Below are 23,109 nucleotides of genomic sequence, written 5' to 3'. Positions count from 1 at the left end.
CTCTTCTTGTCCGGCTGGTCGCGTCAATGGCCGAGGCCAGCGGTGGGGCATTGAACCCGACGCGGGTTTGTCCGACGATGACATCGAAAGACAGGTGCGAGCATGAATGCGATGACAAATACGGTCCTGCTGGACAATGTCAGTCACAAGGATCTCTGCGTCCGGACCGACCAGGGCGTTGACCCCGGTCACCGGGTCAACCAGATCCTGGTCTTCCCCGCGGAGTTCGCCGACCTGCAGCGGGAATACCCGATCCTGTTCCGAAAGGAGGCGGATGGGTACAAGGCCATTGCCTTGCTCGGCCTTGACCGCGATGAGAACCTGTTTCTCGACGATGATGGCTGGACGAGCGAATACCTGCCGGCCGTGCTGGCGCGTGGGCCCTTCCTGATCGGCATGCAGGAGCGCCAACAGGATGGTCAATCCGTTCGTGAGCCCATGATCCAGGTCAATCTGGACGATCCGCGTGTTGATATTTCCGGGCAGGAAGGTGAGCCCGTCTTCCTGCCAAAAGGCGGCCATGCGCCCTATCTTGAGCGGGTCGCCCATATGCTGGGTGTGATCCATAACGGGCTGGAACAGGGTCCGCAAATGTATGCGGCCTTCGACGCGGCCGGTCTGTTCGAACCTGTCGCGATCGAGATCCAACTCGATGACGAGACCGCGTACCGTCTGCCGGATTTCCATACGATCAGCGAGGAAAAGCTCGCCGCACTCGACGCGAAAACACTGAAGACACTGAACGCCTCCGGCTTTCTCGGTGCGGCTTTCCTGGTTGCCGCGTCGCTGGGCAATGTCACTCGCCTGATCGCCCGCAAGAATCAGAAGCGGGCGAGGGGCTGAGTGCCATGGCGTCATCGGCAGCGCTGGCTGCAGTCAGACGTGTGCGGGAGATCGCGGGACGCAAGGCCACCGCGGATGATGTTGACGCCTGCCTGTCTGACGGCGAACCCGTCATCTTCAAGGGCATGGTTGCGGACTGGCCGGCCGTCGCCGAAGGGCGGGAATCGGTCGGGCGAGCGATGGCCTACCTGCTTGGCTTTGCCGGAACGCGCGATGTCGTTGTCTATCGGGGAGAGGCCGGGATAGACGGCCGTTTTTTTTACAATGATACCCTGACCGCCATGAATTTCTCGGCGTCGCGAGCGCCGCTGGCCTCGGTGTTCGACACCCTGGGGAGGTCGGCAGATGCGGCCACGACCGATGCGGTCTATGTCGGTTCAACCGATGTCGATGCCTACCTGCCCGGCCTGCGGGCCGAGAACGATCTCGACACGGCGGCCCTGTTTGCCGGCGCGCGGCCCATTGTCAGTCTGTGGATGGGCAATCAGACCATGGCTGCAGCGCATTTTGACATTTCCAACAATCTCGCCTGTTGCCTCGTTGGCCGCCGCCGTTTCACCCTTTTCCCGCCCGACCAGGTTGCCAATCTCTATCCCGGCCCGCTGGAGCCGACGCCAGGCGGACAAGTCGTCTCGATGGTCGATTTCCGGACACCGGATTTCGTGCGCTACCCGGCTGCCCGGCAGGCGCTGGATGCGGCACGCGTCGCCGAACTCGATCCGGGAGATGTGTTGATCTATCCCGCGCTGTGGTGGCACCAGGTCGAGGCACTCGATTCGTTCAATGTGATGATGAACTACTGGTGGAATCCGGTGCCCGATTTCATCGACACGCCAATGCATGCCCTGCAGCTCGCCATGATGAGCCTGCGGGATCGACCGCGCGCCGAGAAGGACGCCTGGCGGTCCCTGTTCGACTATTACATTTTCGGCGATGCCGAGGCGCCGGCTGCGCACTTGCCTGCGCATGCCCGGGGGGCGCTGGCGCCGATGGATGATCGTCTTGCCCGCCGCTTGCGGGCGCAGCTGCTGCAGCGGCTAAATCGCTGAAACCGGGAGGCCCGATGGCAGAGTCACGAAGCAAGCGTGTGGTGATCGCCGGCGGCGGGACAGCGGGCTGGATCGCCGCGGCGGCCCTCGTTCGCCAGCTTGGTCCCCTGCTCGACATCACGCTGGTCGAATCCGACGCGATCGGGACGGTCGGTGTCGGCGAGGCGACGATCCCGACCCACCGTACATTCCATCATCTGCTGGGCATTGATGAGCGCGCCTTCATGCGCGAGACCCAGGCCAGTTTCAAACTGGGAATCGCGTTTGAAAACTGGGCCCGCGAGGGCGACCGGTATTTCCACTCCTTTGGCCAGCTCGGCAAGTCGACCTGGATGGCCGATTTTCACCATCTCTGGCTGGAGGCTCGCGCGGCGGGACTGGCTGGAGAGCTGGGCGCGTATTGTCTCGAGCTCCAGGCCGCCGAGGCTGAAAAGTTTGCAACCGGTCCCAATGCCCGGATCAATTACGCCTATCATCTTGACGCCAGCCGCTATGCCGGCTTCCTGCGGAAGATTGCCGAAGACCAGGGCGTGAAACGGGTTGAGGGGCGGATTGCCGACGTTGAAACCGAGGGCGTCAGAACGGACGGTGCGCGCGGCGATATCACGGCGCTCAGGCTGGACGACGGCACCCGGATCGCGGGTGACTTTTTCATCGACTGCACCGGTTTTCGCGCCTTGCTGATCGGCGATGCCCTCGGCACCGGGTTCGAGGACTGGTCGCACTGGTTGCCGATGGATCGGGCCATTGCCCTGCAGACCGGCTCGACCGGCCCGGCCAGACCCTATACGCGCTCCATCGCGCACGGCGCAGGCTGGCAATGGCAGATCCCGTTGCAGCACCGTGTCGGCAATGGTCTGGTCTATTGCAGCGCCCATCTCGATGACGGAGCAGCGCAGGACTTGTTGCTCGAGAATGTCAGCGGTGCCCCCCTGACCGAGCCGCGCGTGATCCGCTTTCGGACCGGTCGGCGTGAGCAGGTCTGGACCCGCAATTGCCTTGCGCTCGGCCTCTCGAGCGGATTTCTGGAGCCGTTGGAATCGACCAGCATCCACCTCATCCAGGCCGGGGTGATGCGGCTGATCCAGATGTTCCCCTTCGGCGATCAGTGTGACGCCTTGCGTGACCGCTACAATGCCCTGTCACGCGACGAGCTGGAGCGCATTCGCGACTTCATCATCCTGCACTACAAGGCCACGCAGCGGGATGAGACGGCGTTCTGGCGCCAGTGTCGGGACATGTCGATACCCGACAGCCTGGCCGCCCGGATCGAGCTGTTCCGGCAGTCGGGCATGGCCTATCAGGACGGGGCTGACCTGTTCCGGGTCGATTCCTGGCTACAGGTCTTGCTGGGCCAGCGTATCGAGCCGCAATCCCACCATGCGATGGGCCGACTGATGACATATGACCAAATGCGCCAGGCGCTGGACGCGGTGAAGTCGAATATCGCCGCATCGGTGAGCAAGCTGCCGCAACACCAGGACTTTCTCGACCAGTATTGCGCGGCCGAAACTGCCTGACCGGAGCTGGAGGCCGGGAACGTCTCGACCTGCCGGACCTGTGTGCTAGGGTTGTTCCATTCGAGTTCAGCGTCACATGTCCAAACGCGCCGCCACAGGGCCGTGCCAGCGAGGCTGTATGGGGGAGGATCAGACATCGGGTGACGACAAGGCCGAGGCGACCGCAGCACGGGCGCCGGGCGGTCGCGCGTTGATTGTGCTCGTTTTTCTGATCCTTGCGCTCGTCATTGCGGGCCTTGCCTGGTGGGTCTTGCAGATGCGTGATGCTCCGCCCGACGACCTGTGGGAAGTCGGCACCCACGAGATTGATCCCGACTGTGTTCCCGGCAGCGCGGCCTGTCCCGTTCTCATCTCCCCCCGTCCGATCGGCCACGGCAGCGCCGGGGAAGATGACATGGTGCTGACCGCTGTTCGCTATCCCGAGCTTGATGACCCGATCGCGCAATGGGGCGCATGCATGGACACGGTGCTGACCTGCCTGGCGCCGACAGCCGACAGCACGCCGGACGACAAGTCTGCAGCCCTGCGAAGCTGTGTTGCGGCGGCGGACTGTCCGCAAGCCTGTCGCGACCGCTTTGCGGATCGTGCCGACCAGGCCGGCGCAGACTTGGCCCGCCTGATGGCAGAATTTGACGCGATTTTCGTCGCGGAGGAGGCGTGGTGCGCACCGGTGCAGTGACTGATCCGGCCACCAAGCGCTCGCGCTGGCAGCGCTTGGCCCATTATGGCCGACTGGCTGCCATCGTCGTCCTGCTGGGGCTCACCACCGCCTATGACACAAAGGAATCGGCCCGTGCCGGTGCCTTCAGCGGCCATGTGACCGATGCCAATAAATGGCACGGCATCTATTATTGTCATCAGAGCTCGCGCGATAATTGCCATGAAAACGAGCACGCTTGGCTGGCCCAGGTCGCGCTGGACCGGGTGGCGCCCAATTCGCCGTGGGGCTTCTCACCGACCCATCGCCTGACTGTGCGGGATCTGGCGACCGGCTATTTCCGATCCGAGATCGGCAGCAGCCGTGAGGGCTCGACCTGGGATCCCGATGACGTGATGGGGCTGCCGCAGCGGACGGTTCCCGGCGCGGCGAATTTCGCGGGCATCCCCGATTTCAGTTACTCGCTCTATGACTGGATCAATCGCAACGAGCTGTGTCCGCCGATGCCCAACGGGCAGATGCCGGCTGGCACGCCCGCCGATTGTCACAACTACATGTACTGGCAGGGCGGCGGGTTCAACGCGTCGCATTTCGGCTCGCAAGCGACTCGCTCCTACCAGCAATTGCACGCCACAGCGATGGGGCTGGCCGCACGGGCGCGGCGGCTGCGTGAGCGCATGGCCGACGATCCGGCCAATATTGAAGCCTATCGCGATGTCGTTCGCGAAGCGGAGATGGAGGCGCTCGCATTCGAGGGCTATGCCCAGCATTTCCTGCAGGATCGTTGGGCCATGGGGCATATGTTCGAGCGCTGGGGCTCGCCGGAATACAATGCCAACGGGATCGCCCTCGATCCGACCCGCGCCCTGATGGCCGGGGCGTTTACCGGAATCATCCATGGCTATCAGTCGGTCGCGGCAGTGCCCGACGCCCTGTCCTCGCCGGAAGTCGGCGTGGTCAATACCGTGGTCAATGTGGCCGCGCGGGGCTTCAACTGGATCGGAAACCAGCTCGGTTTGACCGAGCCGGGAGATCCGCCCGCGACTCGGCTCGAGATCGCCAACTGGCGCCGCCCGGGCGATGAGGAACAATATCCAGGCGTTGGCGACTATCTCGCCTGGGACATGCAACGTGGCCGCTATGCGGCCCGTGTCAGCCTGCCGGGGCATATCGTTGAATATAACTCGGAAACCGCTCTGCCGGTGCAGCGCCAATATAACGAGCTGATGGCCTGTTCGAGCTCCGGTTTCCGCGATGTGATCCGGGCCTTTGGAAGCGATGGGAACGGGTTTGGCATCGATGGTGTCGCCCTCAATGAGCTGGCTGGCGAGAGCCTGGGCCCGCACTGTTTCAACGCCTGGGCGACCAATGAGGCGATTGTCTTTGGCATGGGCAATGAGTTCGCAGCGGCCGGCGCGATCTCGACCCTGGCCCAGGCCGGGTTCCGGATCGGCAATGTGATCAATGAGGTCACCGGAAACGCCACCACAGAAGACCTGCCGCCGGAGATGCGCGGTTTCATCTACAGCCGCAATGACACGCTGTCGGTGACCCGCATCTATGTCCGCGCCCGCATGGCGGCCTTCGCCGATCCGTCCGGCCTCAACATGGCCCAGGGCGGGCTGGGCACGCTGCTCGGCGTGCCGACAGGCGACGTTTACCCGGCCGCCAGCTATCTCGAACCGGCTGCGATCACCACGCTGCCCGATCGCGATCCGCGCGGCCGCGATGCGCAGACCGTGTTCGGCTTTTTCAATCGCTCCCATGCCGATTATTTCTGCCGCCAGTCCGACACGCTGTTGCCGCAGCTGCGCGGTTCGGCGGATGACAATGAACGGGCGACCTGCCGCATTCTCGCCCAGCGCCTCTATGATGAAACCGATGATGCCACCGGCATTTCCGAACACGCCTTTGTCGATCTCAACGGGTCGCGTGAACGGACCGAGCCCTTGTGCCGGATCGTCAATGACAACTGGTCCGCACCGCGCTTCGGCGGTGACCGGATCGACACGCTCCACCCGGGATATGTCAGCTGGGACTTCAGTGCCGACCAGAGCCGCGCCTTCGCGATGGATGATGCCGGTCTGGCCATGCAGTCGGTTGCCAATTGGTGCGATCAGACACCGGTCGTCGATGCCCTGTCCGAGGAGGAGCTTGCAGTCGCGGGCGTGGTGGCAGTCCTTGAGGACACGCGCGACACGATCGAGATCCGCGGGCGGCATTTCGGCGACACGGCTGGCGAGTTGCGGCTCGGGCTGAATCCGGGAAGCGCTGTTGCTGTGACGGATATTGTCGACTGGTCGGACACACGGATCCGCTTTCGGGTGGCCGAGATATTCAGCGATATCAGCTTCGCAGACCCTGCCGGCGGGTCGGGAACAGGCGACAGTCACACCTATGTTTTCGTGTCCCGCGCCGAAACCGGAAACTCGGATCCGGGCCGCGCCAGCGCCGGGCGTTTCGTGCTGCGCCGCGAGGTCGAAATTCCCCGCCTGGTCTCCGTCAATGTGACCGCAAGGGGTGAGGACCTGCCGCTCTATGCCTATGTGGAGCCGCCCGCTGAAGATGCATTCGGGGCCGATCCGGAGACACTTTTCGAGACCCCGGCCCTCCCGCCCCCTGATCCGGAGGACCGCGCTTTCCGGCCGGTGCTGCCGGGCGCGGAACTAACGATTGAATTGCGCTTTGGCGCCGAAATCGAGCGCGATGCGGAGGGCCAGATACTGACGCTTGGCGGCGAACCGCTGGACGGACGCTGGCTGGATTCACGCCGCTGGCGCGGGCGTTTCGACGTGGCGGATGGTGACGCCTATGACGCGCTGCGCGGGCCCTTGCCGCTTCAGGTGAGCGTGCAATCGCGGCGTGGCGCCTGGACCGATGGCGACCCGCAAACTGTTGGTGCCCAGCCGAATGAGGATCACCAGCTGCTTGTCGACCGGATTCCGACCCATCTCGAGCGCATCGAGGTGCGCGCGGGCAACCGCACGGTCTATCGCGCCGAGTGGCAGGGCGGTCCCGACTATGACGCGGAGCGCGAGTTGACGTCGTACGCGCTGGGCGCGCCGGTCCGCACGCTTGATGTCGATGTGGCGCGGGCGGTCAGCGAGACCGGGCAGGGGCGGATGCGGCTGGAATTCTCCGGTCCGCTGGCCGCGGCCCCGATCGTGACGGTGGGGGGCGCGACGGCGACTGTGGACGGTGAAAATGCGCGCTGGGAAGCCCGTTTCGATCTTGAGACCGCGGCGACACTGCGCGACGAAAATGGTGATCTGCAGGTCACGGTCAGTCTCGAGGGCCAGCCGCTGGATGCCGACCCGGCGAGTGCGGTGGTGATCAATGATCCCGCGCAATGGCGGTCGGGCCAGTATTGGGCCGGTCTGGAAGCGCTGCGGGCCGGGGCAGTTTCGGCCCAGGGCGGCCCGGATAGCTGGCACAGGCTGGGCGAGGGGCCGGCGCTTTCCCTTTTGATTATCCTCGATGGTTCGGGGTCGATGAATGATGGCAACCGGCTCGCCAATGCTCGGGCCGGTATCACGCAAACCTTTGAAAATCTTCCCGAAGACCAGGTAATCGAGTTCGCCGCCGTGGCCTTTAGTGGTTGTGGTGGCTTCACGACGCGGCGCTTTACCCGCGATGCCGCCGGTATTCGAGACTTCCTGGTTTCGGCCTCGGCGAGTGGCGGAACGCCCCTGGCGGCGGCGCATGACCGGGCTCGCAGCCTGTTCACCAGCTTTGCGGATCCGCGGGCGCAGGAATGGCGCTATGCCAGCTTTACTGATGGCGCGGAGACCTGTGACGGTAATGTCGCCGGATCGATCCGTCAGCTTGAGTCGGTCCTCGCCCAGCATCGCGCCCCGGACGCGACCCCGCCGCCGGAGCCCGCCGCGGCTCCGCCGCCCCAGCCGCCGGTCAATTGCCAGGCCGAGACCTGGTCGGGTTATGCCGTGGAGGTCACGGACGGCGGTCGGCATCTCGACCGTATCACCCTGATTGAACACAGCTATATTGAACGGGTCCTGCCTGACGGCCGGTGTCTGGCGGTCTATGAGGTCAAGGATTACGGCGTCTATTACGGGCGAACTCGCCAGTCCGGACTGCGCTGGGGGATCAATTCCAGACCCAGTGAAACCGTCACCGATGTCGGGCGCAGCTCGCGGGGGCGCGCGGATATGGACCGCGTGCGCAATCGCGCCAACCAGGCCCGCGGCAATCTGGTTGAGCTTCCCGAGGCGCGTCGCCGGGTCGGTGATGCGGTCTCTCGGGCCGAGCCGGAGAGCGGCTGATGGTGGCGTTTCAACCTCCGCTTCATCCTTGGCGTCTTGATCGGTGTCTGAGTCGGGTCTTCGTCGGCGTCATCATGGTGGTCTTGGTGACGGCGTTTGCGACAGGCCCGTCTGCAACGCAGACCCGATTGGATCCAAACGAGATCACACTGGTCGAATTTGACGAGGCGGGGTGGGCCGAGATCAGCGTCCGGCTCGAGCGTCCGGCCCAGATCCGCTTCGATGTGTTTTCCGGACCCGAGGCGCTGACCGAGGTGACTGTGCGCGCGATCGAGGATGATGCCGCCGCCGGAAAGGTGATGGATGCACCGGTGATGATGCTCGGGCCGGGGCGTCACAGCCTGCGACTGATGGCGTCCGGTCCCGCGGGCGCCGCCGGCGGTGTGGTTCAGGGGCGCCTGTTTGCCCGACCGCCCAATGATGCGTTCGAGCCGAACAATGTGGTCGAGCAGGCGCGCGATATTGATCTGCCCTTTCACAGTGTCATACGGCTGGCGAATAATGACTGGGACTGGTTCCGGATCGATCCGCCGCGCCGCGGGGTTCTCGGCATTCAGCTGCATGCTTGGCGCGCCGGTTATGACGGGCCGGAAATCCGGGTTGTCGATGCCGATGGCGAGTCGCTCTACGTCTCGCCGACGACGAGCGGTGGCTGGAACGGCATGCGGTATGTCCAGGTCAGCGGCCGCCCGGTCTATGTCGGTGTTACCGACCCGGGCGCCTGGCTCGACCGGCAGACGGATGGCTATAAGTCGCTCGAGATCGTGATGATCCAGCCGCTCGACCGGATGGAAGGCCAGTTGATCACGCTGGGGTTGGCTGAAGATGATCCGGCCCTGCACCAGCTCGCCCAGATCGGCGAGGCGCTGGGTGTCGAGTTGCGGGCCGCCAATGAGTCCGGCGCCGTGGCCAGCGAGTTGACCCGTGTCGTCGAGGGCCGGCGATCGGCCCGCTTGCCGCTTTGGCCATCAATACTGGCGGTCATTCTTGTCGTCGCGGCGTTCGGCCTTGGCGGTTGGTTCTATCTGCGCGGCCGGCGGGCTGTCACGAGCCCGGCGCCGGACGATATGGACATGCCGGTCAGCGAGGATGGCGCGCGCGGGGATGACACTGGCGAAGACAACAAGCCCAACTCCGAGGCCGCGTCAGATTAAACGCGGATTGAGCGCGATCGCTTCGAAACGTCGAGGATCTGCTCCACGAGCGTGACATCAGAGAAGCATTCAAGGCGAACCGGTCCGCCGCGCTGGCCGAATGGCGCCAGTTGTCGCTTGCGTTATGGTCGATGGTTGATTTCGGAGACAGGGGGGCGTTTGTCTAACGTCACCGCCACATATCCTCCTGAAGCAATTAGATAAAACGGCGTCGCGCAAATCCCGAGCTGTTTCCGCGCCTTCGCGGAAATTTCTGTGCACGAAGGTTGCGATGTCTCGGCCACCATTCCTTGCAGACTGGAACGGACTTCCGAGAGGGAGACCCCTTGAAACGAGGCCGAAGGCCGCCAAACGCCAAACGCTGTTCACCGGTTGGTGCTATCCGCAAGCCTTCGGTCATGTCCTCATCAGTGCGCCCCAGGTCGCAAAACCGGGTCCGAAGCGGCATCTGCCGGCGACGAGCGGTTCGCTGTGTCCGGCTCGGCCTAGGTCGGCGCATCTGTTGTGTCGAAGGCGGAGCGCTTGATTTGGCCCCAATGTTTGCTGCCCTTGAGAAAATCGAGGGTTCCGGCGAAGCGCCAGATATTGCTCAGCTGCCGATAGCCGAAATTCTCGACAGCCGCGGCAAACAGCAATTGGCTGATCGCTTTCAGAGAGGCGGTGCGGCGCAATTCGATCTCCTGCAGCAGGATGGCTGAGGCCGACAGCAGGAAACCGAAGCTGCACACAAGGGCGAACAGGGCGGCGAACCAGTTCCAGGAAATCTGTCCGGTCACGGCGAGCAGAAAGGCTAGGACATACCCGAGCACTTCCAGGCAGGGGCCGATCACGTCGATCACGATCATGCTGCCAAGTCCCAGCGTTCCCGGCAGGCCATAGCCGGGGCGAAGGGCCGCATCGCGGTGGCGCCATAGCGTCTCCAGCGCGCCGCGTTGCCAGCGTCGGCGCTGGCCGGCCAGATCGGACAGGCGTTCGGGCACCTGGGTCCAGCAGACCGGTTCGGGAATGAAACGCACTGCGGTGGGGCGGTCGCTGTCGCGACCGTCGCGGTGCAGGCGGACGATCAGCTCGGCGTCTTCGCCGACCGTGCTGGGATCATAGCCGCCGACCTCGACCACGCGGCTCCGATCGAACATGCCGAACGCGCCGGACACGATCATCAGGGCGCCCAGTTCGCTGAGGGCGAAACGGGCAACCAGGAAGGCGCGCAGATATTCCAGTGACTGGACGAGCGGCAGGAAACGGCGCGGCAGGCCGGCTTCCTCGACCGCGCCTTCCCGCAGTCGACAACCATTGGCGACACGGACCGTGCCGGCCACCGCAGCGGTGTCGGGATTGTCGAGGAAGGGCTGGCTGGTGCGGATCAGGGCGTCGGCCTCCAGCAGGGAATCCGCATCAATGGCACAGAACAGGCTGCCGGACGCATGGGCAATTCCCGCATTGAGGGCGTCGGCCTTGCCGCCATTGACCTTGTCGATCACCCAGAGCGGGACCGGTCCGGGTCGGTGATAGACCCCGCGCACCGGCGCGAAATCCAGGCGGTCCGAACATTCCCGGTCTGCCGGTTTCAGGTCGAAAGCCCGCACCAACCGGTTCAATGTGTCGTCACTCGACCCGTCATTGATCACGATCACTTCGTAGTTCGAGTGGTTCTGACGCAGCAGGGCCCGGGTGCAATCGACCACGGTCTCGGCCTCATTATAGGCCGGCGCGAGTATGCTGACCCGCGGCGCTTCCTGGCCGATCCGACGCACCAATCTGTGCGAATTCCGTTCGAAGCGGCGTCGCATCAGGGTGACACCGGCGATCGCGATCAGCACAGCGTAGAGCGTGTCCTGGAAAAGGGCGCTGGCCAGGATGAGAAAGGTGACCGGGAATGTGACGTCCGGCCACACAAAGAAATCGATGATCATATCCATTGGATCACTCCTGACTGTTCGGCCTGGCGGGCAGGCTCATGGATCATCCGCAAGGCGCGACGCGCGGTCTCCCGCACCCGCCAGGACGGATCATTATGCATCTCGGCGATGCGGTCGGCGGCGGCTGTCACACGCAGATCGGCCAGGCCTGCCAAGGCGAGGCTTCGTGCCTCGGCGTCGTCATCGCGCAAGGCACGGACAAAGGTTTTCGTGGCATCGGGATGGCCCCGCCAGACCAGCGCACGCAAAGCTCTTCGTCGCTCACCAACCAAAGAAGACGTTGCCATCCTGTCGAGATCGCCAATGGCCAGTTCCAGAGAGGCGTCGCCCCGAACGGTGGGCAGGCAGAGCGGCCGCTGGCGGGACGGCGACAGGGCGGCGAAGCGGTCGGACAAATGACGCAGGGCGTCGCCTTCCATGCCAGCCAGCAACTCGGCCAGCTGACGGGCAGTGCGCGACCAGGCCCGGGCAGAACGGCGGCTCTTGACCCGCGGCAGCGCTGCGCCAGTGGCGACGTGATCCAGCAGACAGGCGGTGCGGTAGGCATCCCGACTGGCGCGCACCGGCGCCTGCCAGCGCTCGAACAGAACGATGATTGCCGCGCTGGCCACCAGGCCGAGCCCAAGCGTGCAAAAGACTACTGCTGCCGTCCATATCCATTCGAGCGAGTGCATGATTGTCCTCAGAAACGTTGGCGCAGGGACAAGGCGAGGCCTGTGCGTGCATAGCTGCCCGACCGGTCGACCTGCGACACGGTCCAGCCGATTTCCCGGTCCGGTCCAAAGGCGCGGCGGACGCCGAACTCGACACTTCGGGTCCGGGCCACGCGGCCCGCCTCGACATCGGGCGCAAGGCTCAGCCCGCCGCGGATCCGCCATTTCGCGCCCAGGGCCGTGTCGCCGCGCAGGGCGAGACCGCTTTCCCAATCGCCACCGGAAGCCCGCACGAAAATCGGCGAGACGGAAAGCCAGGCATCGCGACCCGCCAGATAGTGGACAAGGCCGGGTGCCAGCACGGTCACCACGCCGTCGCCATAGTCAGCGAACCGCGCGGTCAGGTCGAAATCCGTCCCGCCGGCGCCTTGAGCGGGCCGCCAGGCGGGTCGGGTCCAGGCGAGGCGCAAATCGATATCCTCGCGAAAATCGCCGCCGAATGCGCTGCCCAGCGCCACCGAAGCGACGCCGCCGGCCAGTCGGTCCTGCAGACCGGCCTGCAGGAACAGGTCCTGCGCACCAAAACGACGGGACCATTCAGCGCGGCCCCAGGTCAGGCGGTTGTCGGCATTGCGGTAGCCCAGCTGCAGCCCGGCGCCAGACCAGTCGTCCAGTGTGGTTCGGGACAGGGCGACTTGCTCGACCACCAGATCAGCGGTCAAGCCGGCCGCCGGCTGGGCCATGGCGGGACCGGCCATCAGGCTGGTCAGCGCCAGGCCGCCAATCAGGCAGGACCGGATGTTCATGCCGCGATCTTCTGGCGCGACAGGGCACCCGAGATACGCGCAACCAGTTCGCGCGGCTGGATCGGTTTGACGAGGCAATCATGCGCCCCGCCCTCCAGTGCGGCCACCGTATCGCCTTCATGGGCATAGGGCAGCAACATCATGACGGGCACGTCGGCAGTGGCCGCAACTTGCTTCAGTCGCGACAGCACTTCGAGTCCGCGCATGTCCGGCAGCACCATGTCGACAAGGACCAGTTTCGGGCGGGCCCAGCTGACCAGGTCGAGGGCGGAGCGGCCGTCGATCGCGGTGAGCACCGAGTGACCATTCATGGTCAGGCGGTGGCACAGCAGCGTTGTCATCATTGGCTCGTTCTGGACAACCAGGATCGGTTTCATCGCAATGTTTCCCTGTATGAAAGTGAAGATTGAAAGGCGCCGGACCCAAAAAGGGGGGGGGAGGTCCGGCGCCTTCCGCTGGCTCAATCGACGTTGATGCTGACGGAGTTGCCGATAGCGGCCGCCGTGGCGGCTGCGTCGGTGCCGTAGCTGATGGTCGCGTTGAGCACAGCCAGCTGGCCGGCCGTGTTCCACTGATTGACCGAGCTCGAGACATTGCCGGCAATGGCGCTGTTGAGGCTGGTCAGGCTGTAGGAATTGCCGATCGAAGCGGCGGTGACCGCAGCGTCGGAGAAACCGGCCAGCGAGCCGTTGAGTTCGGCAATCATGGTGCCGGAATTGCGCTGCGCTGCGGTGATCGAACTGCCGCCCGGCACTTCGACCGACAGCGAGTTGCCGATTGAAGCGGCCGTCATGCTGACGTCCGTCACGTCGCCCGACACTGCGGTCAGGTCGGCGGTCAGGTTGCCGAGATTGTTCTGGTCAACCGTCATGTTGATCAACGAGGCGGGCGATGAGATGGATGCCGTATTGCCGATCGCAGCCGCGGTGATAGCCGCGGTATCAATGGCGGTGATGGCGGCATCGGCGTCGGCAACAGCATTGCCTTCATTGCCCTGGGTCAGGTCGGCGCCGACATTTGCGGCCGCTTCGAGCGAGTAGGAGTTTCCGATCGCAGCGGAGGTCCCGGTGACGTCGTCGACGGTGGTCGCGATCAGGTCCAGATAGGAGTCCTGGTTGCCGGAATTGGACTGGCCCGTAGCGTAGTCGACGGCGCTTGAGGCGGCTTCATTGCTGCCACCGAGATCGACATTGGCGTCAACCAGGCTTTCGCCACCCAGGTCAATCGTGGCGTCGAGGATATCCGCGCCGCCGAGATCAACGCCGGCATCCACCAGGTTGTCACCGCCGATATCAACAGTGGCGTCGGCGAGATCGCCCAGGCCCAGATCGACATCGACGAGGGAATCGGTCGCTTGAGCAAAAGCTGCGGGACCGGACAGTGCCACGAGGGCAGTGGCGAGAAGAACAGACCGTTTCATGATTAATCTCCGGAAGTGGGGGTCTGGAAGGAAACAGGGGTGCCGGTCGCGGCTGTCCCTGCGGTTGAACAGGTTTGCGCGGCGGGGCCGGCAAGGCCTGAGACGAGGTCGAAAACGGCGCTTTCGACGATCGTTCGGATGGCGGTGTGGACCGGCTCCTGGACGCGTTCGCCCATGCCGATGTCCAACGTCGTGTCGCCGATGAATTCAAACACGCCGGCGCGGATCTCGTGTCCGCGGATCACCTTGCTCTGGCTGACGATATCGATGACACGAAGGTCAGTCGCATCGACCAGGCGAAGGTCCAGGCCAACGGTCATCGCATAGTGGCGACGGCCGCCAATCAGCGGTCCGATGCGGGCTTCCGCGACGCCGGAATGCAGATTGAAGTTCAGTTCGGTAACACCGCCGAGAATGATGTAGTCGCTCCCGGCGATGGAGCCCGCCATGACCCGGCGGTAGTTTTGTGTCGGCTGGCCATCGGGCCCGATCAGACGGCTGTTCGCGAATTCCAGCTCTTGCTGGGCAACCCGCGTGTCGAGGCGTTCGGCGAGCGGGAAGCCCGCCCGGTCCAGCGCGGACATCACCATCAAGGCCGTACCCTGGGTCGCCACCGTTCCGTCGAGCGAGGAAAACCGCCCGGTCAGGTCGTTGACATCACCGACGGCAATCCGCGGGCGACCCGCCGTGGCGGCCCGGGCCAGGCAGTCCAGGTCCGGCGAATAGGCGGTCGAATTGTCGATGACCCGGGCGCCGGTATAGCCGGCCATGTGGTCATGGAAGTCACCGGACAGGCTGGCGCAACCGGTCATGGCGCACAGGGTTAGCGCCGACACACCGGCTTTGAGGGAGGGCAACCAGCTCATCCTAATTCCCCGATCCGTTCGGCAGCTCGCCGACGATGGCGGTCTGGTTGCCGAGATTGATCTGGGTGGTGTCGAGCTGGACCGTATTGTTGTTGCCGGTGATCGTGACGCTGACGAGATTGCCGATGGCGGTCGCCTGGCTCGTCGTGGCGGTCACGCCCCAGCTGGGCATGAGCCGGCTCTGAGTGCCACCGCCGGACGTGCCCGTCGACAGCTGGCTGGTGCCGGAGATCACAACCCGGTTGCCTTGCGCATCCTGCTGGAACCCCATTGCCTGGTTGACAGCAAATCCGGAGTCCAGGCTGACGGGGCTCGCCATTTGGGCGGCGGCAAGGGCGAAACTGGCGATGGGCATGGCTGCCTCCTCGGGGTCATCTGTTTGTTGATCCGAAGTTGGCAGCCGGCGCCGGGCGGCGATATTGACCAGGTGGCCCATTCTCAGCGGCAGGTGGACAGGCTGACCTGACCATTCGGACAGGGGACCTGTTCGCCTGGTCAGGCCGGGCCGACCGATTGAACCGGGTCCGCCCTACCTGTCCGAATGGTCAGGTTGTCTTCGCGCCCGCTCGCGCGACAATGGCGTCGGGATTGAAAAGAAGGGTAGACACATGAAGGGCGTCGTTTTTCGCCAGTTCATCGACCACGCAGAAGCCGCTTTCGGCGAGGCTCTGGTTGATAAGGTGCTCGATCAAGCGGACTTGCCGTCCGGCGGGGCCTATACCAGTGTCGGCTATTACGATCATGCCGAAATGTTGACCCTGGTCGGGAAGACATCAGAGCTGACCGGCCAGTCGGTCCGTGAGCTTCTGGTCGGTTTCGGCAATTCACTGTTTGCGGCCCTGATCGCCTCGCACGAGCAACCGGGGATCATTCATCCGTTCGACTTGATGGAGCGCATCCACGGCGTCATCCACCGTGATGTGCGCAAACTCTATCCCGATGCGGAAGTTCCTGAGATCCTGGTCACGGCGCGCGATGGCAATGCTCGCCTTGTCGTCGATTATCACTCGACCCGTCCGATGGCCGATCTCTGCGAAGGCATGATCCTTGCCGCTCTGGACCACTATGGCAAAGCGGACGAATATGTCGTTCACAGGACCGATAGCGCCGACAAGCCGTTGCGCGAAGCCCGCTTCGAGATCGTGTCGGGGACAAAGCACTGACTGACAAGGACGAGCAGATTGGCAGGCTTGAACGGCGGCTGGCCCGGGAAACCGCCGCCCGCCGTGAAGCCGAGCGTGTGCTCGAAGCCAAGTCGGCAAGCCTCTATGAAGCCAAGGAACGTCTGAGTGAAGAGACCGCCAAGGTGCAGCGGCTGAGCACAGCCATCGATGTCTCAGCCGATGGTGTCGCGATTGCCGACGCGGCCGGAATTTTTACCTATATGAATCCGATGCATGCCGGCATGTTCGGCTATGCCAGTGTGGACGATTGTCTCGGGCGCCCATGGACGACCCTTTACGATGATGAGGTTTTGTCCGTCTTCGAACGCGAGGTCATGCCCGCCTTCACGCGCGACGGATATTGGCGCGGCGAGGCAACGGGGCGCGCTCAGGATGGCTCGGCAGTCCATCAGAGCCTCTCCCTGACGGCGCTTTCTGACGGCGGCATACTCTGTGTCTCGCGCGACATTGCCATCGACAAGCGTCGCGAGAGCCAGCGCGAACAGCTGCAGGCCATGCTGGCCGATGCAGAGCGCCGCGATGCGCTGGGGCGGATGGCCTCGTCTGTCGCGCACGACTTCGCCAATATCCTGACCGCGATCAATGCGTCGGCACGTCTGTTGCGGAACAGCAATACATCGCCCAAAGACGCGTTGATGTTTGACCGCATCGTGACGTCGTGCAGCCAGGCCAATGATCTGGTCGACGATTTGATGACGTTTGATGCCACCCCGGTGCGGGAAGCGCGGGCCATCGACGAGATTGTTCGGGACGTCGTGGAGATGATGTCCAACCAGTTCACGGCGCCCCATCGTCTCGAACTCGTCGCCAATGACGAGCGGCTCGTTTGCGAAACCGACCCCACCCTGTTCGCCCGTCTTATCGCCAATCTGGTGAAGAATGCCCGCGAGGCGCTCGGGACAAGCGGAACGGTCACCGTGCGGACCCTGCGTATTGACGAGGCCGGGCCGATTGACCTGCCATTCCAGCCGTCAGCGATCAATCACCGCGGCGAACTCCGCCACTACCCGGCGGCGCGTCTTGTGGTGCAGGATGATGGCAATGGCATGCCACAGGAGGCCCTCGACCAGGCGTTCACACCCTTTCAGTCCAGCAAGGGGCGTGGGCGCGGGCTGGGCCTGGCCACGATCGACGCACTGCTGACCGGCCAGGAAGCCTGTGTCGCCTCCTATAGCCGTCCGGCCGCAGGCACGGTCTTTGTGGTCGACCTGCCGCTTCAGGTCGCAGAAATCGCTGTACCGGCTGCGGCTGACGACAGTGAGGGTGCGGTCAATCATGCGACGGGTGCCCTCGTCGTGGATGATGACGAGACCTTGATGAATTTCGTCTGCGAGGCGGCCAGGCGCGCGGGCTGGGACCCGGTCGGCTTTACAGACCCTGTCGAGGCACTGAAGGTTTTCCGGGCCGCGCCCAAAGCGTTTGGCGTGGTGGTTACAGATCGCCGGATGCCGCAAATGTCAGGCGATGAACTGGTGCGCGCTTTGCTCGCCATCCGCCCGGATACACGTATCGTGATGTGTTCAGGCGCGCTGCAGCCACCGCTGCCGGCCGGACTCGCCGCTACGCTTGCCAAACCGGCTACACTCGACGATCTGGTCGATACTATCGGAGCGCCGGTGGCCGACTAGGGTGGCCAGGTCTGAACACAGGAAACTGAGCATGAAAATTCTGATTGCCGACGATCATGATCTCGTCCTCGACGCTGTCCGGTCCTTGCTCGAAAACGATATTCCCGATGTCGAAGTCGAACTGGTGCGGTCCGGCGATGAGGTCGAGCGCATTCTTTCTGACGGCAGCCGATATGACCTCGTCCTGCTGGATCTCAGAATGCCCGGGATTGCCGGTGTTCAGGATGTCAGGGATCTGATGAAGCGGCATGGCGACCAGCCGGTCGCGATCCTGTCCGGGATGGCTGCGCCGATGGAGGTGCAGATGTTGCTGGAGAATGGTGCCCGGGGTTTCATCCCGAAAACCATGCCGGCCGACGGTCTGGTCGCGGCCGTCCGGCTCATCCTTGCCGGTCAGGTCTTTTCGCCCATCCATCACACAACCGACCCGGAAAACGCGCCGGCGCCGCTGACTCCGCGAGAGCGCGAAGTCCTGTTCTGCCTGCAGCGCGGCGAGGCCAACAAGGAAATCGCCCGCAGTCTCGACATTCAGGAGACAACGGTGAAGCTCCATCTGCGATCCCTTGCCCTGAAGCTGGAGGCCCGCAACCGGACCGAGGTTGTCGTCAAGGCCATCCAGGCCGGCCTCCTGGCCTGAGACGCCGACGCGGCAACGTCCGAGGGGCTTGGCGTTGCGCCGATTGAGTCGGTTCGGAGCCTTCGAGGCTGTCGGACCGGCTTATGGTCAAGGACAGCCGCTCCGCCGTGTTGGTCGAGTGGCCGCGCCTTGTGGACCACAGTCTACAAAAGCTCGGTCTGCCAAGACGTCTCCGCTTCTGTCTGACAGCACTGCCATGATCTCGGCAATGTCGGACGATCACGCGCGTTCATCAGCATCCGGAATGGGCGCCGTGCAAAGTGGTAAGTCCAATTTCTTCTATTTGATATACCAATTTAATATACCGAATTTGCAAAATGGCCTAGTAAAATGGTTGACAGCATCTGATTTTTGTCTCCCAATCGGACTACAAAAAAACCTAAGGGGAGTGAATATGCTTAAATCAGGGAAGGAGCGCCGCTTGTCGCGCTCTCGGTGGGCGCGTGCCCTTATGCTGGGTGGTGCGGTTGCCGCATTCTCGGCGCCATCCTTTGCTCAGGACGACGAAGTCGAAGACGTTGTTGTCATCCAGGGAATTCGCCAGACCATTCAGGACTCGATCGAGACCAAGCGGAACGCTGACACGGTTGTCGAGGCACTGTCGGCCGACGACATCGGTGATCTGCCGGCGCTGTCGATCGGTGAGGCGCTTGAGACGCTGACAAGCGCGGCGTCCCATATCGAGCAAGGCGGCGCGACCGAAATTTCGATCCGGGGCCTCGGTCCCTATCTCGGTTCGACCGTGATCAATGGTCGCGAGGCGGCGAATGGGAGTGGCGATCGCTCGGTCAATTTCAGCCAGTTTCCGTCGGAATTGTTCAATTCCCTTGCCGTTTACAAGACGCAGGAGGCCAGCTTCATCGAGGGGGGCGTGTCGGGTCAGATTTCGCTCTCGACCCTGCGTCCGATCGATTATGGCCGGAGCCGGCTTCAGCTTGAGCTGAAGGGCAATTATAATCCGGACAATGCGGACTTGAACATCAGCGAGCGCGGCATTGGCCACCGGGCGACGCTCAGCTTCGTCGACAGCTGGGAGACCGGTGCGGGTGAATTCGGCCTGTCCTTTGGATATCAGAGCAACCGCTCGACCAATCCGGAACAAGAGGCGCGGACGACGAGCGCATTCCGCGATTGCCGGAATGTTGTTTCCGGTGACCCCAACAGCGACAATTTCGGTGTCGACAGTCTCGGCGACCCGGATGAAAACTGTGATGGGGGTGGCGGTGACTTGGTCCTTGAGATCGATCCCGCAACCGGTGTGGCACCAGATGCCAATACGCCCTTCGTCTTCGTTCCGAGCCAGCGCCATTTCCGCCAGAACATCACGGATGATGCGCGCGACTCGATCTTCTTCGCGGCCCAATGGCAGCCGAATGCGCGCTGGGACATCAATGTCGACTTCCAGCAGTCCGATCGCGAGTTCACCGAACTGCGCAGTGACCTGACGATCGACGGTAATTCGGTCCTGAATGTCGGCGAAAGTGGTGAGATCGTCCCGTTGTCCGTGAGTTCTACCGGCGCTTTTCTGGGCGGCACGACCTATGACGGCGCGGAAGTCAGCTCGCACTATATGGAGCGCATCGAGGAATACACCGGCTATGGATTGGCGGCCGAATACCAGTTGACCGACGACCTGACGATTTCGGCCGACTACTCGTATTCGGAAACGATGCGGCGCGAGAACATCATCCAGTCACGCTTGCGCAGTGACACGGACGGTGACACCGGGTCCGAGGATGTATTCGTCGGAATTATCGTCGAGGACGATGCGCAACGTTTCGTCTTCGGGGACTTTGATGTCACCGACCCGGCTAATTTCGATGTCGGCCCGCGTACCCGGGAAGATCTCAACCAGTTCCGCAACAACAGCATCGAAGCGTTCCGGGCTGATTTCGACTATCTGTGGGACAATGGTTTCATCACCAATGTCAGGGGTGGCGTCCGGCATTCGACGCTGGAATATGACTCCGTGCCTCGCGTCCGCCGCGAGAGCGATGGCAGCCCGCTGTCTGTCGGTGATGGTGCCGCTGCCAGCGCGGCCTGCATGAACAGCGTTTTCCCGGAGAATGATTTTCTTTCTGACGTCGTGGACGGCCCGCTGATCACGAATGTCGACAGTGCCGGGAATGTTATCACCGATGGAACGGGCAATTCCTGGGTGACTTTCGACCCGCTTTGCCTCGCCGAGGCCATCCTGGGTCGTGCACCGAATATCCCGGATGCGAGCGATGTGTTTTTGACCTCGGCTGAAATGGGTACCGGTCAAAATCCGCTCCAGATTGTTGATGTTGCAGAAGAAACGATCGCTGCCTATCTGCAGGCTGACTTCGCCGGCGAAATGGGTGAACTGCCGGTCCGGGGTAATTTCGGTGTTCGTGTCGTGGATACGGAAGTGACGTCGAATGGCTATCGCGGATCCCTGACGCTTGATCGCGACGGGGCCAATGTCATCACCGGCATCGGCGTCGACAATAGCAACCTCATCGAGATCACGGCCAATCACAGCTACACTGAGGTTCTGCCGAGCGCGAACCTGGTGGTCGAGCTGCGCGAAGACGTGCTGTTGCGCGGTGGCATCTACCGTGCGCTGTCGCGGCCGGATCCGTCCGATCTGGGTGTGGGGCGCAGTTTCTCGAGCAGCATCGACAATGACGGCGGATCGACCGACGTGGCCGATGTCATCGCCCAGGTCACCGGCTTCGGAAATCCGGAGCTCGACCCTCTGATGTCGTGGAATTATGACGCGGCGCTCGAATGGTATCCCAACGAAGACACCATTCTGGCCTTCGGGGTCTATTACAAGAGCTTCAATGGTGGTTTCACAAACGTCGGACAGGTGGAGACATTCACGGTCGATGGGCAGGACCTCCAGGCTGTTGTCACGACCCAGGCGGTGGACAGTGAGGAGAGCACGATTTCAGGCTTTGAAATCTCGGCTGCGCACTCCTTCAGCTATCTGCCGGGTGCCTGGAGCGGTCTCGGCTTCCGGGTCGGATACAACTACGCCGACTCTGATTTCGAGTTTGAGGATGCTGTTTTCGGTGCATCGACCATCATCGCCGCCGATGGCAGCGAGATCGAACGGGTTGGCATCGTCGCGCCTGCCAATGTTCCCGGCCTGTCGGAGCATGTCGCGTCGGCGCAGCTTTACTACAGCATCGGTGATCTCGATCTGCAGGGGGTCTACAAGTATCGCAGTGGCTACTTCCAGCAGTTCATCGCGACGCCGGGTAATCTGCGCTACATTGATGAGCGTGGCATTTACGAAGCGCGGGCCTCTTACCAGATCAATGACGCTGTTCGCGTCAGCGTTGAGGCGATCAACATCTTTGATGAGCCGCGTGTCCAGTACAACCCGACCCAGGACAACTTCGCGGAAGTCAATGTCTATGGGCCGCGTATCTATTTCGGTGTGCGGGGACGTTTCTGATCGAAGCGTCGCGACCACCTCAACAATACCCTTACCCTCAAGGGAACTTCGGCGTCTCCTGGTGCCCGGCTTGTCCGGGCACCAGCGGGGCGCCGCTTCATTTGTGAATATGGCCTGGAAAATTTGTAGTCCAATTTGGATAATGCTATGATTTTTCCGAGGTCTATCCGACCAGGTCAAATTTCAAGAACGATCAGAAACGGCACTCACCACAATGACCACAGACAAGCGCCTGTATAATCAGATTGCCCGCCGCATCATTGCCCTGATTGACGAAGGCAAATTTCCGCCGGGCAGCCGTTTGCCCGGTGAGCGGGATCTGGCGACCCAGCTGGGCGTGAGCCGTGTCACGGTACGCGAAGCGCAGATTGCGCTGCAGGCCCAGGGACGGATTGAGGTTCGCACCGGTTCCGGCGCGAAAGTGCTTCCGGCAACCCCGTCCAGCGATGCGCTGCCGACAATCGAGGCTTTCGAGTTGACCCAGGCCCGGACGCTTATTGAAAGCGAGGCGGCCGCCTTGGCCGCCACGATGATCACCGACGAAGAGCTGGAGCAGCTTGATCGACTGGTCTCGAAAATGTCGGATGACAGTGAGAATGACGAGGCGTTGCACCAGGATGCGGATCGGGAATTCCACCTGACGATCGCCCGGGCATCCAAGAATGCGGCAATCATCGATATGATTGAACGCCTGTGGCGGTTTCGGACCGAGATCGATGAGATCCGGAATGCGTATGATTCCATTTGCGGAATTTCTCCGGAAATGCGCCTGTCGGAGCATCGGGACATCGCTCTCGCCTTGCGGGAGCGGGACCCCGAGAAGGCGCGGGCGGCGATGCGACGCCATTTCGCCTGTATCGTGGAGGCGATGCTCAACACGGCCGAGCAAAAGGCGATCGAAGAGGCGCGTCGGCGCACCAGCGAGGCCCGTGAGCGCTATCTCGGCAATGGCGAAACCGTCCCGCAGAACGCATAGGCCAATTGACTAGGCCATTTTATCAAAATTGGACTGTGAAATATCTTGTCCGCTTGGTCCGGGGTGGTTATGCTCTCCGCTGA

At 62.9% G+C, this 23,109-nt stretch carries 18 protein-coding genes; 11 read left to right on the top strand and 7 right to left on the bottom strand.

The features are described 5' to 3' along the window. Nucleotides 1–102: 102 nt before the first annotated feature. The 6 genes from AWH62_RS08305 to AWH62_RS08280 all read left to right on the top strand — a co-directional run bounded on the left by AWH62_RS08305 (nucleotide 103) and on the right by AWH62_RS08280 (nucleotide 9,507). Entirely contained in the window at nucleotides 103–843 is a 741-nt protein-coding gene (locus AWH62_RS08305) for a SapC family protein (protein ID WP_198928878.1), read from the top strand. A 5-nt stretch (nucleotides 844–848) separates the two neighbouring features. Beyond that, nucleotides 849–1,892: a cupin-like domain-containing protein gene (locus AWH62_RS08300; protein ID WP_083635089.1), complete on the top strand. Its 1,044-nt coding sequence runs from the start codon at nucleotides 849–851 to the stop codon at nucleotides 1,890–1,892. Nucleotides 1,893–1,906: 14 nt separating this feature from the next. Beyond that, nucleotides 1,907–3,412 carry a tryptophan halogenase family protein gene (locus AWH62_RS08295; protein WP_075190015.1) on the top strand — a complete coding sequence of 502 codons (1,506 nt, stop codon included), beginning with the start codon at nucleotides 1,907–1,909 and terminating at the stop codon, nucleotides 3,410–3,412. A 118-nt stretch (nucleotides 3,413–3,530) separates the two neighbouring features. Then, on the top strand, nucleotides 3,531–4,091 hold the full coding sequence (locus AWH62_RS08290) for a hypothetical protein (protein WP_075190014.1): 561 nt from the start codon (nucleotides 3,531–3,533) through the stop codon (nucleotides 4,089–4,091). Continuing rightward, nucleotides 4,073–8,353, top strand: a complete 4,281-nt coding sequence (locus AWH62_RS08285) for a VWA domain-containing protein (RefSeq protein WP_143742985.1) — start codon at nucleotides 4,073–4,075, stop codon at nucleotides 8,351–8,353. Before AWH62_RS08290 ends, AWH62_RS08285 begins: the two co-directional genes overlap by 19 nt. Further along, nucleotides 8,353–9,507, top strand: coding sequence for a hypothetical protein (locus AWH62_RS08280; protein WP_143742984.1), 1,155 nt, complete (start codon nucleotides 8,353–8,355; stop codon nucleotides 9,505–9,507). Before AWH62_RS08285 ends, AWH62_RS08280 begins: the two co-directional genes overlap by 1 nt. A 485-nt stretch (nucleotides 9,508–9,992) precedes the next feature. On the opposite strand, the gene AWH62_RS08275 is transcribed toward AWH62_RS08280, so the two are convergent. From AWH62_RS08275 to AWH62_RS08245, 7 genes are all read right to left on the bottom strand, one after another. After that, on the bottom strand, nucleotides 9,993–11,426 hold the full coding sequence (locus tag AWH62_RS08275) for a glycosyltransferase (RefSeq protein WP_083635088.1): 1,434 nt from the start codon (nucleotides 11,424–11,426) through the stop codon (nucleotides 9,993–9,995). Next, the gene (locus AWH62_RS08270) at nucleotides 11,417–12,100 is read right to left on the bottom strand and encodes a HEAT repeat domain-containing protein (RefSeq protein WP_083635087.1); all 684 of its coding nucleotides are present in this window, start codon (nucleotides 12,098–12,100) and stop codon (nucleotides 11,417–11,419) included. The genes AWH62_RS08275 and AWH62_RS08270 overlap by 10 nt, the downstream gene beginning before the upstream one ends. Before the next feature lie 8 nt (nucleotides 12,101–12,108). Further along, entirely contained in the window at nucleotides 12,109–12,885 is a 777-nt protein-coding gene (locus AWH62_RS08265; RefSeq protein WP_075190010.1) for a YaiO family outer membrane beta-barrel protein, read from the bottom strand. After that, nucleotides 12,882–13,262, bottom strand: coding sequence for a response regulator (locus AWH62_RS08260; RefSeq protein ID WP_075190009.1), 381 nt, complete (start codon nucleotides 13,260–13,262; stop codon nucleotides 12,882–12,884). Before AWH62_RS08260 ends, AWH62_RS08265 begins: the two co-directional genes overlap by 4 nt. 83 nt (nucleotides 13,263–13,345) lie before the next feature. After that, nucleotides 13,346–14,305, bottom strand: a complete 960-nt coding sequence (locus tag AWH62_RS08255; RefSeq protein WP_075190008.1) for a hypothetical protein — start codon at nucleotides 14,303–14,305, stop codon at nucleotides 13,346–13,348. A 2-nt stretch (nucleotides 14,306–14,307) separates the two neighbouring features. Further along, a complete protein-coding gene (locus tag AWH62_RS08250; protein WP_075190007.1) occupies nucleotides 14,308–15,171 on the bottom strand; it encodes a CsgG/HfaB family protein in 864 nt (287 codons plus the stop codon). Between the two features lies 1 nt (nucleotide 15,172). Next, nucleotides 15,173–15,526: a hypothetical protein gene (locus AWH62_RS08245; RefSeq protein WP_143742983.1), complete on the bottom strand. Its 354-nt coding sequence runs from the start codon at nucleotides 15,524–15,526 to the stop codon at nucleotides 15,173–15,175. 253 nt (nucleotides 15,527–15,779) lie between these two features. Between AWH62_RS08245 and AWH62_RS08240 the strand changes: the two genes are divergently transcribed. From AWH62_RS08240 to AWH62_RS08220, 5 genes are all read left to right on the top strand, one after another. Next, entirely contained in the window at nucleotides 15,780–16,334 is a 555-nt protein-coding gene (locus AWH62_RS08240; RefSeq protein ID WP_075190005.1) for a heme NO-binding domain-containing protein, read from the top strand. A 77-nt stretch (nucleotides 16,335–16,411) separates the two neighbouring features. Then, nucleotides 16,412–17,983 (top strand): ATP-binding protein, encoded by a 1,572-nt coding sequence (locus AWH62_RS08235; protein WP_075190004.1) that lies wholly within the window; start codon nucleotides 16,412–16,414, stop codon nucleotides 17,981–17,983. 31 nt (nucleotides 17,984–18,014) lie between these two features. Then, the gene (locus AWH62_RS08230) at nucleotides 18,015–18,620 is read left to right on the top strand and encodes a response regulator (protein WP_083635086.1); all 606 of its coding nucleotides are present in this window, start codon (nucleotides 18,015–18,017) and stop codon (nucleotides 18,618–18,620) included. A 421-nt stretch (nucleotides 18,621–19,041) separates the two neighbouring features. Further along, the gene (locus AWH62_RS08225; RefSeq protein ID WP_198928877.1) at nucleotides 19,042–22,050 is read left to right on the top strand and encodes a TonB-dependent receptor; all 3,009 of its coding nucleotides are present in this window, start codon (nucleotides 19,042–19,044) and stop codon (nucleotides 22,048–22,050) included. A gap of 214 nt (nucleotides 22,051–22,264) precedes the next feature. Then, on the top strand, nucleotides 22,265–23,026 hold the full coding sequence (locus AWH62_RS08220) for a FadR/GntR family transcriptional regulator (protein ID WP_075190002.1): 762 nt from the start codon (nucleotides 22,265–22,267) through the stop codon (nucleotides 23,024–23,026). Nucleotides 23,027–23,109 lie beyond the last annotated feature (83 nt).

The sequence above is a fragment of the Maricaulis sp. W15 genome (assembly GCF_001924955.1).
GTDB classification, from domain to species: Bacteria; Pseudomonadota; Alphaproteobacteria; order Caulobacterales; family Maricaulaceae; genus Maricaulis; species Maricaulis maris.
Note: the sequence above shows the minus strand (reverse complement) of the source record. Positions and strands in the feature narration are given on the sequence as shown.

Coding starts and splice junctions, on each gene's coding strand:
- AWH62_RS08260 (WP_075190009.1), bottom strand. CDS start 13,262: ATGAAACCGATCCTGGTTGTCCAGAACGAGCCAATGATGACAACGCTG.
- AWH62_RS08265 (WP_075190010.1), bottom strand. CDS start 12,885: ATGAACATCCGGTCCTGCCTGATTGGCGGCCTGGCGCTGACCAGCCTG.
- AWH62_RS08220 (WP_075190002.1), top strand. CDS start 22,265: ATGACCACAGACAAGCGCCTGTATAATCAGATTGCCCGCCGCATCATT.
- AWH62_RS08275 (WP_083635088.1), bottom strand. CDS start 11,426: ATGGATATGATCATCGATTTCTTTGTGTGGCCGGACGTCACATTCCCG.
- AWH62_RS08300 (WP_083635089.1), top strand. CDS start 849: ATGGCGTCATCGGCAGCGCTGGCTGCAGTCAGACGTGTGCGGGAGATC.
- AWH62_RS08305 (WP_198928878.1), top strand. CDS start 103: ATGAATGCGATGACAAATACGGTCCTGCTGGACAATGTCAGTCACAAG.
- AWH62_RS08295 (WP_075190015.1), top strand. CDS start 1,907: ATGGCAGAGTCACGAAGCAAGCGTGTGGTGATCGCCGGCGGCGGGACA.
- AWH62_RS08280 (WP_143742984.1), top strand. CDS start 8,353: ATGGTGGCGTTTCAACCTCCGCTTCATCCTTGGCGTCTTGATCGGTGT.
- AWH62_RS08255 (WP_075190008.1), bottom strand. CDS start 14,305: ATGAAACGGTCTGTTCTTCTCGCCACTGCCCTCGTGGCACTGTCCGGT.
- AWH62_RS08240 (WP_075190005.1), top strand. CDS start 15,780: ATGAAGGGCGTCGTTTTTCGCCAGTTCATCGACCACGCAGAAGCCGCT.
- AWH62_RS08245 (WP_143742983.1), bottom strand. CDS start 15,526: ATGCCCATCGCCAGTTTCGCCCTTGCCGCCGCCCAAATGGCGAGCCCC.
- AWH62_RS08230 (WP_083635086.1), top strand. CDS start 18,015: ATGAAAATTCTGATTGCCGACGATCATGATCTCGTCCTCGACGCTGTC.
- AWH62_RS08290 (WP_075190014.1), top strand. CDS start 3,531: ATGGGGGAGGATCAGACATCGGGTGACGACAAGGCCGAGGCGACCGCA.
- AWH62_RS08270 (WP_083635087.1), bottom strand. CDS start 12,100: ATGCACTCGCTCGAATGGATATGGACGGCAGCAGTAGTCTTTTGCACG.
- AWH62_RS08250 (WP_075190007.1), bottom strand. CDS start 15,171: ATGAGCTGGTTGCCCTCCCTCAAAGCCGGTGTGTCGGCGCTAACCCTG.